The organism is Janthinobacterium violaceinigrum, from assembly GCF_009208555.1.
GTDB lineage: Bacteria > Pseudomonadota > Gammaproteobacteria > Burkholderiales > Burkholderiaceae_D > Janthinobacterium > Janthinobacterium violaceinigrum.
Genome location: NZ_WFLI01000003.1, coordinates 89,265 through 102,052 on the forward strand (window position 1 = coordinate 89,265; position 12,788 = coordinate 102,052).

Below are 12,788 nucleotides of genomic sequence, written 5' to 3' on the forward strand. Positions count from 1 at the left end.
TCCTGTGCGGCACCGACCACGCCATGCCGCCACGAACCGCGCCATCGCGTCGGTGGTCGGCGCCGGAGCTGTAAATGACTTCGTGCAATTACCATGAGCTTGCTCCGTGCACGTAGGGCCGCTACAAAATTAGAGTTAGTGTGGACGCCCTAGGTACACTGATACCGATACCCATAAAATAGTGGACACTTACACGCGGCGCCAGATTCCGCGGTCCCGCTCTCTATCTACGAGCTCGAACTTGCCCGATTTAAGGTCTATCGCAGTCCACCCCGTGTTGTCTTCAAATCGAATCGAACCTTTCTTACGCTCGATTCCCATGCTATCGATATGGTGTCTGAGTGCCACCAACTTGTGAATTGTAATAACTTCCTTCGTTGGGTTTTCGACACTAAAGCTTGCTATTGTTTTTGTGTTTTTCATTACGACTCCTTGGTTGCTGTGTGTGGTTGGTCAGCACCTAGTGTAAGGACGGTAGGGGGCTAGTTCAAGGGATATTACAGAAAAGCTACACTTAGTCAAATCAGGCGCAAATCATTGCCGATCACGCACACGCACGGGGGCGATCTGCCCGCCGTGGTGTCGTACTGGAGCCCAGATGCTGTGGAGCTGGCCGCACTGAATGCCGGCGGCGCCGTCCGGCTATGGGAGGTGGGCGTAACGATGCCGCCCGCGATGCTCGACGTCGACGGCGCGTGAAATACTACATTTAGTAGGTCAAGGGCGAAAGTGTCAAAAATCACCGGGCTGAGACCGCCGAGATTGCTACCAAACACTACATCTAGTAGGTCAGAATGAAGAAAAGCCGAAATTCAGCAGCGCCCACCTCTGCGCGCCCGGTTCCGCCTGCTGAATTTACCGACCCGCTGCACGATCGCTACCTGCCCGCGCCCGAGGTGCTCAAGTGGGTGCGCGCAACCATCCTCACCGAAGGCGGCGCTCTACACAACGAAGATCACGAACACTTGGAATATGCCGACGTGCAGTTCCTGTGGGCGCCTCATGGTTTCGTGAAAGCCGGCCGCACCGTGCTGGGCCAGTGCGAGGAAGTGACGTTCCGCTGTGGCCCGTGGCAGAAGGGCCGCCAGCAACAGCAGATGGTCGACTGGTTCGGCGCCGTGCCGGACTTCCTGATTACCTTGGACGCATCCTATTGCCTGACCTGCAGCGACGCTGAATTCTGCGCGCTGCTCGAACACGAGCTGTACCACATCGCCCAGGAGCAGGACGAATTCGGCGCGCCAGCTTTCAACAAGTACGGGCTGCCGAAGCTTTGCATGCGTGCTCATGACGTCGAGGAGTTTGTCGGCGTGGTCCGGCGCTACGGCGCCAGCGAGGACGTGCAGCGCATCATCGACGCAGCAAAGACCGCGCCAGAAGTGGCGAAGATCAACATCGCGAGGGCTTGCGGAACCTGTTTGCTGAAGGCTGCATAAGGTTGACCGGCCATTTACCGGAAGGCAACTCATGGCAGCACTACGTGACGAGGTGAAGCTGTTTATCGTCCAAGCTCTGGCCTGTTTCGACACGCCGACGCAAGTGTCGGTGGCAGTAAAGGATGAATTCGGGCTCGACGTACCGCGTCAGCAGGTCGCCACCTACGACCCGGAGAAGTATGTTGGCCGCCAGTTGAGCGCCAAGTGGAAGACCATTTTTAATGACACGCGGGCCAGGTTCCGAGAGGACACCGCAGCCATTCCGATTGCCAGCCGTGCATTTCGTTTGCGTGCGCTGGCCAGGATGGCACAGCAGGCCGAGGGCATGCGCAATATCGCGTTGGCCGTGGCCGTTATCGAGCAGGCCGCCAAGGAAGTCGGCGACGTCTACGTGAACCGCCGCCTCGATGCGCCGAAAGCACCAGGTGATACCGGTGAAGGCATGCCGGTCGCGCCTGAATACATACTGAAGCCCGATGAAGACCTCCCCGACAGCCCGATTCTCTGAAGGGCCCGTCGCGCTGACGCCGAAGCAGGCGAACATTTACTGTTGGGGGTGGCAAAAGAAGGCTCGATTCCGTGATGCGGTGTGTGGCCGGCGCTTTGGCAAGACGTTCCTGGGCAAGGCAGAGATTCGCCGTGCTGCGCGCCTGGCAGCCGAGTGGGGCGTCAGTACCGAGGACGAGATCTGGTATTGTGCGCCGACGTTCAAGCAGGCGAAGCGCGTGTTCTGGAAGCGCCTCAAGCAGGCTATACCGCCCAGCTGGCGCGCCGGGAAGCCGAACGAGACGGAATGCTCGATTACCACCAAGGCGGGCCACGTCATCCGTATTGTCGGGCTGGATGCCTACGACAACCTGCGCGGCTCCGGCCTGTTCTTCGCGCTTGTCGATGAATGGGCCGATTGCGTGTACGCCGCGTGGGAGGAAGTGCTGCGGCCGATGCTGTCGACCTGCCGCTTCGTCATCAACGGCGAGGAGCGGGTTGGTGGACATGCGCTGCGCATCGGCACGCCGAAAGGCTTTAATCACTGCTACGACAGTTATCTGGACGGGCAGGGCCGTGAGCCTGACCACAAAAGCTGGCTGTACACGTCGGTCGACGGCGGCAACGTCCCGGCTGAAGAGATCGAAGCCGCGCGGCGCAAGATGGATCCGCGCACGTTCCGCCAAGAGTATCTGGCCAGCTTCGAGAACTATCAGGGCGTCATCTACTACTGCTTCGATCGGCGCCGCAACCATACCGACGACACTGTCAAGCCGGGCGACGCGCTGCATATCGGCATGGACTTCAACGTCGGCAAAGGCGCCGCGGTGGTTTTCGTGATTCGCGACGACCTGCCGCGCGCTGTCGATGAATTCATGGAGGTGTTCGACACGCCGGCCATGATCGAGAAGATCAAGGCGCGTTACAAGCAGGCCGGCCAGCAGCACCTGATAACGATTTATCCGGATGCGTCCGGCCAGAACCGTAAGAGCAGTGGTGCCAGCGAATCAGACCTGTCGCTGCTGCGCGCCGCTGGCTTCACGGTAGTGGTCGACCATGCGAATCCTGCGGTGAAAGACCGGATCAACAGCGTCAACGCGATGCTGTGCAACACCTACGACCAGCGCCGCATGCTAGTCAATGCCACCAAGTGCCCAAAATACACGCTCAGCCTGGAGCGTCAGATTTATGACGACAAGGGAGAGCCGGACAAGAAGGGCGGCTTTGACCACGCCAATGATGCCGGCGGCTACTTCATCACCAAGCGCTGGCCAGTGACGAGTCGCACGACCACCACAGCGCCGCTGCGCATGTAACAACGAGGATTTCCATGACCGACGCCGTACGCAAACAATCAGCCGAAGCCGCAAAGCTGAACGAGGATTGCGCGCTGATCGCCGCGCTGCTGGGCGGCACCAAGACAATGCGGGTGGCCGGCAAGAAGTATCTGCCGCAGTGGCCCGGCGAGGACGATAAGAGCTACGAGCTGCGCCTGGCCGTGGCCACGCTGTTCCCGGCCTATACCCGCACCATCGATGTGCTGTCGGCCAAGCCGTTCAGCAAGCCGGTGACGCTGGGCGAGGACGTGCCGGAACGGCTCAAGCCTTGGTTGCAGAACGTCGACCTGTCCGGCCGCGACCTGCACAGCTTCCTGTCGGAGATCACCCAGGAGGCGATGGGCTATGGCTTCGCCGGCATCTTGGTCGACTTCCCCAAGGCAGGCAACCTGGTCACGAAGGCCGACGAGCAGGCCGCTGGCGTGCGCCCGTACTTCGTTGAGGTCCATGTGCAGAACGTCCTGGGCTGGCTGCCGAAGACCGCCACTAGCCTGGAAGGCTTGACGCAGCTGCGTCTGCTGGAATGCGTGTCCGAGCCGGACGGCGACTTCGACACCAAGGAAATCGAGCAGGTGCGTGTCCTGGGGCGCGGTACCTGGCAGACTTGGCGCCAGCGCGAGGCCGGCAGCAAGAAGGAATGGGCACTGTACGAGGAAGGCGTCACCACGCTGAAGACTATCCCCTTCGTGCCAGTCTACGGCAAGCGCCTGGGCTACATGCAGGCCACGCCGCCGCTGCTCGAACTGGCGCACAGCAACGTCGAACACTGGCAGAGCAAGAGCGACCAGCAGAATATCTTGCACGTCGCGCGCGTGCCGATCCTGTTTGCCAAGATGCTGGGCGAGGGCGGCATTACCGTCGGCGCCGGCAGCGCGGTCAAGTCGGAATCGCCGGAGGGCGATCTGAAATTCGTGGAGCACGGTGGCAAGGCCATCGATGCCGGCCGCCTGTCCATCCTCGACCTGGAAGACCGCATGCGCCAGGCCGGCGCCGAACTGTTGGTGATCAAGCCGGGCAACGTGACCGAATCGCAGACCCTGGCCGACAACGAGCAGGGCGCATGCGCGCTGCAGAAGATCGCAGGCAACGTCGAGGACGCTGGCGACCAGGCGCTGCAGTTCATGGCTGAATGGGTGGGGGAAGCGGAAGGCGGCCATATCACCATTTTCAAGGACTTCGGCGCCGCGTCGCTGGCCGAGGCAAGTGCCGAGCTGCTGCTCAAGAGTGCCGCCAGCGGGAAAATCTCGGGCGAGACGTATTTCAACGAGTTGCAGCGCCGCGGCATCCTGTCGCCGGATCTGGACTGGGAGACGGAGCAGGAGCGCATCCAGTCGAGCGGGCCTGACCTGACGGGGGTATAGATGGGCGCGCTAGAAGAGTGGATTGCCGAGATGTTCCTCGTACACTCCCTGAACCTGCTGCGCTTTTCGGCGGACGTGCAAGGCAAGATCGTGGCGCTGATGGGCGCCATGTCGAAGGAGCTGGCTGCCAAGCTGGGCGAGGGCGAGGTGTCGACCTATGGCAAGCAGCGGATGGCTGCGCTGCTGCGCGAATCGAACGCTGTCATCGCCTCGCATTACAGTGGCATGGAAGCGGAAGCCATGCGCAACCTGTTGGGTATGACCCGCATCGAGGCGGACTACACGGCCAAGGTTCTGACGCAGGGCCTCAAGATCGAATTGGGCGCCAAGCTGCCGCCGGCCACCTATCTGGAAAAGCTGGTGGGGGATACGCTAATCAAGGGCGCCTCTTCTGCCAACTGGTGGAAGCGCCAGGCGCTCGACACACAATTCCGCTTCGCCAGCCAGGTCCGGCTTGGCGCGGCACAGGGTGAAACGACCTCGCAGATCGTGGCGCGCGTCGTCGGCACCAGTGCCAAGGCCGCCGGCGGCGATGCGGAAGTCATGCCCGGCATCCTGAAAACGTCCGAAGCGAACGCCCGTGCGCTGGTGCACAGCTCGGTGCAAGCCGTGGCCAATGCCGCGCGCCTGGCGTCGTTCCAGCGGAACAGTGACCTGATCGAGTGCTTGGTGTGGCTGGCCACGCTGGATTCGCACACCTGCCTGCTCTGCGCGATGCGCGACTTGCACGAGTACTCGTTGCACGATCAGGAGCCGATTAACCACACCCACGAGTGGGCGGGCGGGCCTGGTGCCATACACTTCAGCTGCCGGTGCGTGCTCAGCACGCGCACCAAGTCTTTCAAGGACTTGGGCATTGAGCTGGACGAGCCGAGCGGCGGCACGCGACCGAGCGACGGTGGCGTGGCCAGCGTCAAGATGAACTTCAAGGACTTCCTTGCCAGCAAAGACAAGGCATGGCGGGCTGAATACCTTGGCCCGGGCCGTGCTGAGATGTACGAAGCGGGCAAGATCACGCTGAATGATTTGATGAATCTCAAAGGTCGCAAGCTGACGTTGGAGGAACTGCAGGCAAGGTATGCGTCGAAATAGCATCACTTGTGCGAGCGAAGACAATGGCGATGTGCGGTGCCCAGCTTTTTTAACAAAAGCCTCATAGATGCAATGCGGGCCCTTGGCTGGTATCAAAATGCCAACTTGCCAAACTTGTATATTTAGCTCCTTACAGGTCCGTTACTGTAAAGACTGATTACTCAGCACTGCTAACTACCCGGAGGCGAAATTGAAAGATTCCACTCAGATTGCCCTTGCGTTAATCACTTTCGCAAGTAGTGTAATTGTTGCATTCTTGCAAGTCAGGCCATTGCGCGATAGTTTGCCACCCACGCTATCCCAAGGGCAGAAAATTTGTCGAGCCGTGCAGCCAGACAAATATGGCGATGGGCTGATCGTAGACAAGGAATGGACGCCCACAAACTGCGCAGGGTACGCGAAAGCTCTTGGGGTTGCGGCTTATCAAATTGGGTGCGCAAAGCCAAATGGAGATGTGACCTTCGGCCCTCTTGCTGCGGCGACTGACGTTGGCGCCGTTAAACCTAGTGCTGACTGCGGATGGAAGTAATTCATTTAAATCATCTTTAAAACCAATGATTCAATAGCCGCCCGGGCAACCAGGCGGCTTTTTTTATGCCGCAAGCGGACGCGACGCGGTGCACGGCCAGAAGGCCATTCACAAGGGCGGATGCCCAGAAAGCCACCAAATGAAACTCAAACTCGATGCAAATGGCAATGTCGTTGTCCAGGATGGCAAGCCAGTCTACGTACATGACGACGGGAAGGAAGTCCCGTTCGATGCGGCCGCCGCCGTGCAGAAGATCCAGGGCCTGAATGGGGAGGCAAAGTCTCACCGCGAAGCAAAGGAAGCTGCCGAGGCAAAGCTGCAAGCGTTCGCTGGCATTGACGACCCTGCTGCTGCAGCGAAGGCGATCGAACTGATGAAAAACGTCGACGAAGGCAAGTTGGTCGCGGCTGGCAAGGTTGAAGAAATCAAGTTGGCAGCGAAAAAGGCGGCTGAAGAACAGGTTGCCGCCGCTAACAAAGCCCACGCCGACGAGCTGGCTCGTACCAAGACCGAACTGGATGCCATTACCGGAAACCTGTATTCGGAAATGATCGGCGGCAGCTTCAATCGCTCGAAACTCATCGCCGACAAGTTTGCCATTCCGGTTGACCTGGTCCAGGCGCGTTTCGGCCAGGCGTTCAAGGTCGAGGCAGGCAAGGTCGTGGCCTACGACGGCGCTGGCAACAAGATTTTCTCGCGCACGCGCCCAGGTGACCTAGCTGACTTCGATGAAGCACTCGAAACCCTGGTGGACCAGTATCCCTACAAAGATCAGATCCTCAAAGGCTCGGGCGCATCCGGCGGTGGCGCACATCAAGGCGGTGGCAGCCAAAAACAAACGGGCAATCTCGGCGGGACGCGTGAAGAACGTGCTGCTGCTTTTGCTGCTCAATATCCTGAATTAGCGAAAGGCTAAAAAATGTCTCTCTCCCAAATGCAAGTCTTCAACAAGTACATCATGCCGGCGACCATCGAAACGCTGGCGCAGATGGTGGACAAGTTCAACGCAGCCAGCAATGGCGCCATCCGTCTCACCACCGAAGGCTTCGAAGGCGACTTTCTGCAAGAGTCGTTTTTCGCTGCCATCCATTCGGCACAGCGTCGCGTGAATCGCTACGGCGCCAATGGCGTGGCGGCGTCAACCGACCTGACCCAGCTGAAGCACAATTCGGTGAAGATCGCGGGCGGCTTTGGCCCGATCCGTTTCGAGCCATCGCAGATGACCTGGCTGCACAAGCCGACGGCTGAAGGCATCGAGGTTGCCTCGCGTAATTTCGCCGAAGCCATGCTCGCGGATCAGCTGAACACAGCCATCCTGGCGCTTGTGGCGGCCATCAGTAACAACGCTAACACGGTCAACGACGTGAGCGCGACGCGTGGTGTGGACTATATCGCCATGAACGAAGCCCATGGCAAGTTCGGCGACCACAGCGGCAATCTGGTGGCGCAGATCATGAACGGCACGACCTTCCACAAGCTGATCGGCGCCAACCTGGCCAATGCAACTCAGCTGTTCCAGGCGCAAAACGTGCGCGTGGTGGATGTGCTGGGCAAGCCGGTGGTGGTTACCGATGCGCCGGCGCTGTATTCTGCGTCCGTCGGGCCGGCGCCTGGCCCTGCGGCACCCGCCAAACTGCGCGTGCTGTCCCTGGCTGAAGGCGCTGCAACCGTTACCGACGGCTCCGACATCATCAGCAACATCGAAACGACCAACGGCAATCAGCGGATCGAAACGACGATGCAGGTCGATTACACCTTCGGCTTGGGCTTGAAGGGTTATACCTGGGATGAAGCCTCGGGCGGCAAATCGCCATCCGACGCCGCACTGGGTACCGGCTCGAACTGGGACAAGGTTGCCTCCAGCGACAAGCACACCGCTGGCGTGATTACCATCGGCGACGCGACCAAGTAAGCCTGCGCCGCGCCTCTCAACGGGGCGCGGCTTCTTCATCAAGCACAAAAAACGGAGTTCCAAATGGAAAATGTACCGGCAAACATCTGGTATCTGCCAGGGCCGATGTTCCAATACAACGAGGACGTCAAGGCGCTCGCGCGCCAGGCTGGCCTCAAGATCATCGATGCGAACGTGGCTGTTGGCCGCGCCAATGCCGCTGAAGACGTGCCGGAAGTCACGATCAAGGCTGAATATATTGATCAAGGCGTGGGCGAGCGCGTGCCGACCGCGGCCGAGTTAATGACCGCGCGCGCTGATCTGCTGGCTGCGCACGATGATTTGCAGGAACGCGAACGCGTGCTGGCGGCCGAGAAGGATCGCGTTGCCAAGCAGGCGCACGAAAATGAGCTCGCTGCCACCCGCAACGCGGCGCAGGCCGCCGCCAACGAAGCCGAGGCACAACGCCTGAGCGACGAAGCGGCCAAGCAGGCCGCAGTCACCCAGGCGGTAGCCGTTGAATCGAAGCCTGCCAAGGCCAAGGCAGCCTAACGTCATCAACGCCCGCCGCGCGCGGGCTTTTCACATCAGGATCAGCATGCTCATCACTGAAACTGGCGCCGGCCTGGCCGATGCCGAATCCTATGCCAGCGTCGCCGCCGCGGATGCGCGCTGCGCCAGCCTGGGCCTGACCGCCTGGGCGGCGCTGGCCGAAGTGGACAAGGAAATCGCGTTGCGCAAGGCCATGGTCTTCATGGCAACCTACCGCACGCGCTGGGCCGGCCGCCGGGTGTATCAGCGCCAGGCGCTGGATTGGCCACGCTACAACGTGGTTGTCGACGGCTTCATCGTGCCCAGCACCAGCGTTCCTATGGACGTGGTCAATGCCTGCATCGATCTGGCCGTGCGCGCCGGCCGCGGCGAGGATCTGCTGCCGGACCTTGATACCGGCTCCAACGCGATCAAGAAAGACAAGACCGGCCCGCTGGAAACGGAGTACTTCCAGAACACCACGGATGCGCGTGAGCGCTTCGTGGCGGTGGACGCACTCCTGGCGCCGTACTTCGGCTCGTCCGGCGGCAATTCGATCAGGGTGGTGCGAGCATGAGCACCTTCCCAGTGGTGCAAATCGAGGGCTGCGCTGCCCACGAGAATACGTACAACCATAACGGCAAGGTGTGGACGGTCACAAACCTCATCGCTCGCTCCAAGGATCTGGAGCCATTTGACCTGCCACTGGCGGCAATCTATCTCGGCACCGAAGTCTGGACGCCAGAAGGCTCGCCGTTCGGCATGGCGCACCACATGCGGCGCGCGCTGGACGTTGACACCCGTCATCCGGTGATCCTGAGCGAAGAGGGCTTCATCATGGACGGCTGGCATCGCGTGCTGCGCGCGCTGATCGACGGTAGGGCCGCCATCAAGGCGGTCCGCTTCAGCAAGACACCGCCGCATGACTATCTGAAGGCTGACTGATGATCGACTACGCAAAGACCGCTGCGCGTGCCGACGCCTCGCTGCGCCGCAAGGGCGGCATCGTGGTGCTGCGCCAGGTTGTGACTGGCGAGTACGATCCTGGCCTGGGCACGGCGCCAAGCACCGCCACCGACTTCGAAGGCACGGGTGTCATGATCAACTACGAGGCCGAGAACATCGACGGCACGCTGATCCAGGCTGGCGACCAGCAGCTGCTGCTGTCGCCGCTGCAGCGCAACGGCGCGCCGATGCCGGCGCCGACGGCGGCCGACCTGGTGCTGTTCGGCGGAGCCAGTTTCACGGTGAAGGCTGTCGAAACCACAGCGCCGGTCGACGTGGCCGTGCTGCACACGCTGCAACTCAGGGGGCTTTGATGGCCGGGATGTCGTTTTCCATGCAGATCGCCGAATTCATCGCCAAGACCAAGGCCAGTCAGGATCTGGCGGTGCGCGCCATCACCATGAAGATTGACAACAAGCTGGTGGGGCGTTCGCCGGTTGGTGATGCCAAGTTCTGGAAGCACAAACCGCCGACTGGCTATACCGGCGGCCGGTTCCGCGCCAACTGGCAGCTTTCCATCGGCTCGCCATCTGCTGGCGTGCGCGAGCTGATCGACAAGGACGGCAGTGCCACAATAGCCGCCCACGGCAGCACGATCAGCGCGGCGAAGGCTGGCGACGTGATTTTCCTGGTGAACAACCTGCCTTACGCAAAGCGCATCGAGGAGGGCTGGTCCCGCCAGGCGCCTGTTGGCGTGGTTGCCTTGACGGTCGTGGAATTCCGCACCATTGTGGATGATGCCGTGAACGGTGTACGCAATGGCACTACCGCCAGCGAGTTTGCCCAAGGATATTCGACCTATAAATTATGAGCCAATCCACAATACGCGCGGCGCTGGAGTCGGCGCTGGCCAGCCTCGCGCCTGCCATCGACACCGCTTGGCAGAACACGCCGTACGCACCAGTCACCGGACGGCCGTATCAAGCCGCCTACTTGCTGCCAGCGGAGCCAAACAACCATTCTATGGGCGACGGCGCCCGCCAGGAGCGCGGCATCTTCCAGGTCAGCTTGATGTATCCGCCAGGACAGGGCACTGCAGCTGCTGGTGCGCGAGCCGAGCTGATCAGGGAACTGTTCCGCCGCGGCGCAAGCTTCCCGAAGGGCGATTTGACCGTGCAGATCGAGCGCACGCCGGAAATCGCTGACGGCCGCGAGGATGGCGACCGCTGGATGGTCCCGATCAAGATTCGCTGGTTCTGCAACCTGTAATCCGCATCACCCCACACAGATCGCCTCGGCGGTCTTTTTTTTCGACCAAAGAAAGGCAATCCACACCATGACCACTGCAAACGGCATCGACAGCCTGCTCGTAATCGGCAAGCAACCAGCGGAAGGCACGAAGGCGCTGGCCGCCGCCGGCCGCCTCTATCCGCGCGTGACCGCGACGTTCGATACGGACGCCGACAAGTACTCGAGCAACGAGATTGACCCAAGTCAGCAGCAGAGCGACACGCGCTTGGGCAACTTCCGCACCTCCGGCGCCATCAAGGGCGAGGCCAGCTGCGGCACCTACGCCGTGCTGCTGGCCGCGCTGCTGCGCCGCGACTTCACTACCGGCGGTAACACCGCGGCGCAAAATACCATCGCATCGGGCGCAACGGGCCTGACGCGCAGCGCCGGCTCCTGGCTGGTAGACGGCCACCGCGCAGGTACCGTCGTACGCATCGGCGGCTTCCTGACGACGGGCACCGCCAACAACGGCAAGAATTTCTTCGTCACATCGGTCACCGCCTTGAAGCTGACGGGCCAGTTCATGGACGGCAGCGCCATGACGGTGAAGGTAGAAGGTGATCCAGTGACCGTGACGGCGACCGGCAAGCGCAGCTTCACGCCCTTGACCGGCCACACCACGGACTGGTTCACGGCAGAAGTACAGGATCCGGGCATTGCCGTGAATCGCTGCTTCATCGACCAGCTGGTCAGCAAGGTCGACATCGCCGTGCAGCCGAATGGCATCACGAGCATGGACTTCACCCTGATGGGCAAGTTGGAAGGCCCGACTACGCCGGCGGCGTACTTCGCGGCGCCGGCCGCCACGCCCGGTACCGGCAAGTTCTCCGGCGCCACCGCGATGCTGTCGGTGGCTGGCATCCCGTCGCAAATTTGCACGGGCATGTCGTTGTCGCTGGATGGCCAGGTCAAGATTGATCCGGTGATTGGTTCGAAGTTCGCCACGGCCGCCTCGCGCGGCAAGGTGTTGGGCAGCGGCCAGTTCACGGTGCTGATGCAGGATTCGGCTTACATCGACTACTTCAAGCAGGAGGTCGAGTTGCCGCTGGCCTACGCCATGGCGGCCAGCACGGCGCCGCTTGCGGAGGTGATGACGATTGCCATGGGCCGCATCAAGATCACCTCGGCGAAGGTCGATGATGGCGAGAAAAACAAGATCGTCACGTGCGCTTTCGACATCCTGCGCTACCAAGGCGCCGACACGCAGCACGAAGCCACGACCGTGGCCTTCCAGGACACAAGCCTGTAACTCTCCCGCCCGGCCTCGCGCCGGGTTTCTTTTTTGGCGTAAGCCAACCCCAGCACCGACCGGTCGCTGTCGCCTTCGTGGGCGCGGCGGACGGAACGGGCACTTATCAAAACCCACGAAAGGCACTACCCATGAACACCACCCAAGCACCTGCAGCCCTGAACGCCGCTCAAGTCATCGCCGTTGCCGGCTTCGACATCGCCAACCTGTCCGCGCCTGCCGCGCGCGTGACCTTCGACGTGCCCGTGATCTTCGACGCCGACGGCGAGCCTGTGGCCGGCATCAAGATCGTTGGCAAGAATTCCGACGAGTACCGCAAGGAAAGCCACGCCGTGCGCGCAGAAGGCTACCGCAAGTCCGCTAAGCGCAAGACGGCCATCGACGCCTCGACCGACGAAGGCTCCAATCAGCTGGTGAGCGTCATCGACGACAACCAGAAGCGCCTGGCGCTGGCCGTGGCCGTTGACTGGTATGGCTTCACCAGTAACGGCGCGGCCGTGCCGTTTGACAAGGATATGATCGCCGCGGCGTTCGACAAGTACCCGACCTGGCAGGACCGCGTTACAACCGCCCTGGAAAACGACGCCAATTTTTTGAAGGTCTGATCCAGGCCCTGCTGCTGTACGCCGATCATCTATTTG

At 61.2% G+C, this 12,788-nt stretch carries 17 protein-coding genes; 16 read left to right on the forward strand and 1 reads right to left on the reverse strand.

Annotated elements, in window-relative coordinates; all coding sequences use genetic code 11:
* Nucleotides 1-189: 189 nt before the first annotated feature.
* Nucleotides 190-423 carry a hypothetical protein gene (locus tag GCN75_RS03420; protein WP_152281355.1) on the reverse strand — a complete coding sequence of 78 codons (234 nt, stop codon included), beginning with the start codon at nt 421-423 and terminating at the stop codon, nt 190-192.
* 114 nt (nt 424-537) lie between these two features.
* Here GCN75_RS03420 and GCN75_RS29090 point away from each other — a divergent pair, with 114 nt between their 5' ends.
* The 16 genes from GCN75_RS29090 (at nt 538) to GCN75_RS03495 (ending at nt 12,752) form a co-directional block, all read left to right on the forward strand.
* Complete coding sequence (locus tag GCN75_RS29090; protein WP_193317366.1) at nt 538-699, forward strand: hypothetical protein; 162 nt, start codon at nt 538-540, stop codon at nt 697-699.
* Between the two features lie 95 nt (nt 700-794).
* Complete coding sequence (locus GCN75_RS03425; RefSeq protein WP_226941053.1) at nt 795-1,436, forward strand: putative metallopeptidase; 642 nt, start codon at nt 795-797, stop codon at nt 1,434-1,436.
* A gap of 31 nt (nt 1,437-1,467) precedes the next feature.
* Nucleotides 1,468-1,944: a DUF2280 domain-containing protein gene (locus tag GCN75_RS03430; protein WP_152281356.1), complete on the forward strand. Its 477-nt coding sequence runs from the start codon at nt 1,468-1,470 to the stop codon at nt 1,942-1,944.
* Complete coding sequence (locus tag GCN75_RS03435) at nt 1,913-3,238, forward strand: phage terminase large subunit family protein (RefSeq protein WP_152281357.1); 1,326 nt, start codon at nt 1,913-1,915, stop codon at nt 3,236-3,238. The genes GCN75_RS03430 and GCN75_RS03435 overlap by 32 nt, the downstream gene beginning before the upstream one ends.
* A 14-nt stretch (nt 3,239-3,252) precedes the next feature.
* Nucleotides 3,253-4,620, forward strand: a complete 1,368-nt coding sequence (locus GCN75_RS03440; RefSeq protein ID WP_152281358.1) for a DUF4055 domain-containing protein — start codon at nt 3,253-3,255, stop codon at nt 4,618-4,620.
* A 30-nt stretch (nt 4,621-4,650) separates the two neighbouring features.
* Nucleotides 4,651-5,712, forward strand: coding sequence for a structural protein (locus GCN75_RS03445; protein WP_193317367.1), 1,062 nt, complete (start codon nt 4,651-4,653; stop codon nt 5,710-5,712).
* Between the two features lie 668 nt (nt 5,713-6,380).
* Nucleotides 6,381-7,157, forward strand: a complete 777-nt coding sequence (locus tag GCN75_RS03450) for a DUF6651 domain-containing protein (RefSeq protein ID WP_152281360.1) — start codon at nt 6,381-6,383, stop codon at nt 7,155-7,157.
* Between the two features lie 18 nt (nt 7,158-7,175).
* Nucleotides 7,176-8,153: a major capsid protein gene (locus GCN75_RS03455; protein WP_226941085.1), complete on the forward strand. Its 978-nt coding sequence runs from the start codon at nt 7,176-7,178 to the stop codon at nt 8,151-8,153.
* Between the two features lie 63 nt (nt 8,154-8,216).
* Complete coding sequence (locus GCN75_RS03460) at nt 8,217-8,684, forward strand: hypothetical protein (protein WP_152281362.1); 468 nt, start codon at nt 8,217-8,219, stop codon at nt 8,682-8,684.
* Nucleotides 8,685-8,730: 46 nt separating this feature from the next.
* Entirely contained in the window at nt 8,731-9,240 is a 510-nt protein-coding gene (locus GCN75_RS03465; RefSeq protein ID WP_152281363.1) for a DnaT-like ssDNA-binding protein, read from the forward strand.
* Nucleotides 9,237-9,608, forward strand: a complete 372-nt coding sequence (locus tag GCN75_RS03470) for a hypothetical protein (RefSeq protein WP_152281364.1) — start codon at nt 9,237-9,239, stop codon at nt 9,606-9,608. Before GCN75_RS03465 ends, GCN75_RS03470 begins: the two co-directional genes overlap by 4 nt.
* Nucleotides 9,608-9,982 carry a hypothetical protein gene (locus tag GCN75_RS03475; RefSeq protein ID WP_152281365.1) on the forward strand — a complete coding sequence of 125 codons (375 nt, stop codon included), beginning with the start codon at nt 9,608-9,610 and terminating at the stop codon, nt 9,980-9,982. The genes GCN75_RS03470 and GCN75_RS03475 overlap by 1 nt, the downstream gene beginning before the upstream one ends.
* A 20-nt stretch (nt 9,983-10,002) precedes the next feature.
* Nucleotides 10,003-10,479 (forward strand): hypothetical protein, encoded by a 477-nt coding sequence (locus tag GCN75_RS03480; RefSeq protein WP_152281366.1) that lies wholly within the window; start codon nt 10,003-10,005, stop codon nt 10,477-10,479.
* Nucleotides 10,476-10,877: a DUF4128 domain-containing protein gene (locus tag GCN75_RS03485; protein ID WP_152281367.1), complete on the forward strand. Its 402-nt coding sequence runs from the start codon at nt 10,476-10,478 to the stop codon at nt 10,875-10,877. Before GCN75_RS03480 ends, GCN75_RS03485 begins: the two co-directional genes overlap by 4 nt.
* 67 nt (nt 10,878-10,944) lie before the next feature.
* Nucleotides 10,945-12,147, forward strand: a complete 1,203-nt coding sequence (locus GCN75_RS03490) for a phage tail tube protein (protein ID WP_152281368.1) — start codon at nt 10,945-10,947, stop codon at nt 12,145-12,147.
* Nucleotides 12,148-12,278: 131 nt separating this feature from the next.
* Entirely contained in the window at nt 12,279-12,752 is a 474-nt protein-coding gene (locus GCN75_RS03495) for a hypothetical protein (RefSeq protein ID WP_152281369.1), read from the forward strand.
* The last annotated feature ends 36 nt before the right edge of the window (nt 12,753-12,788 follow it).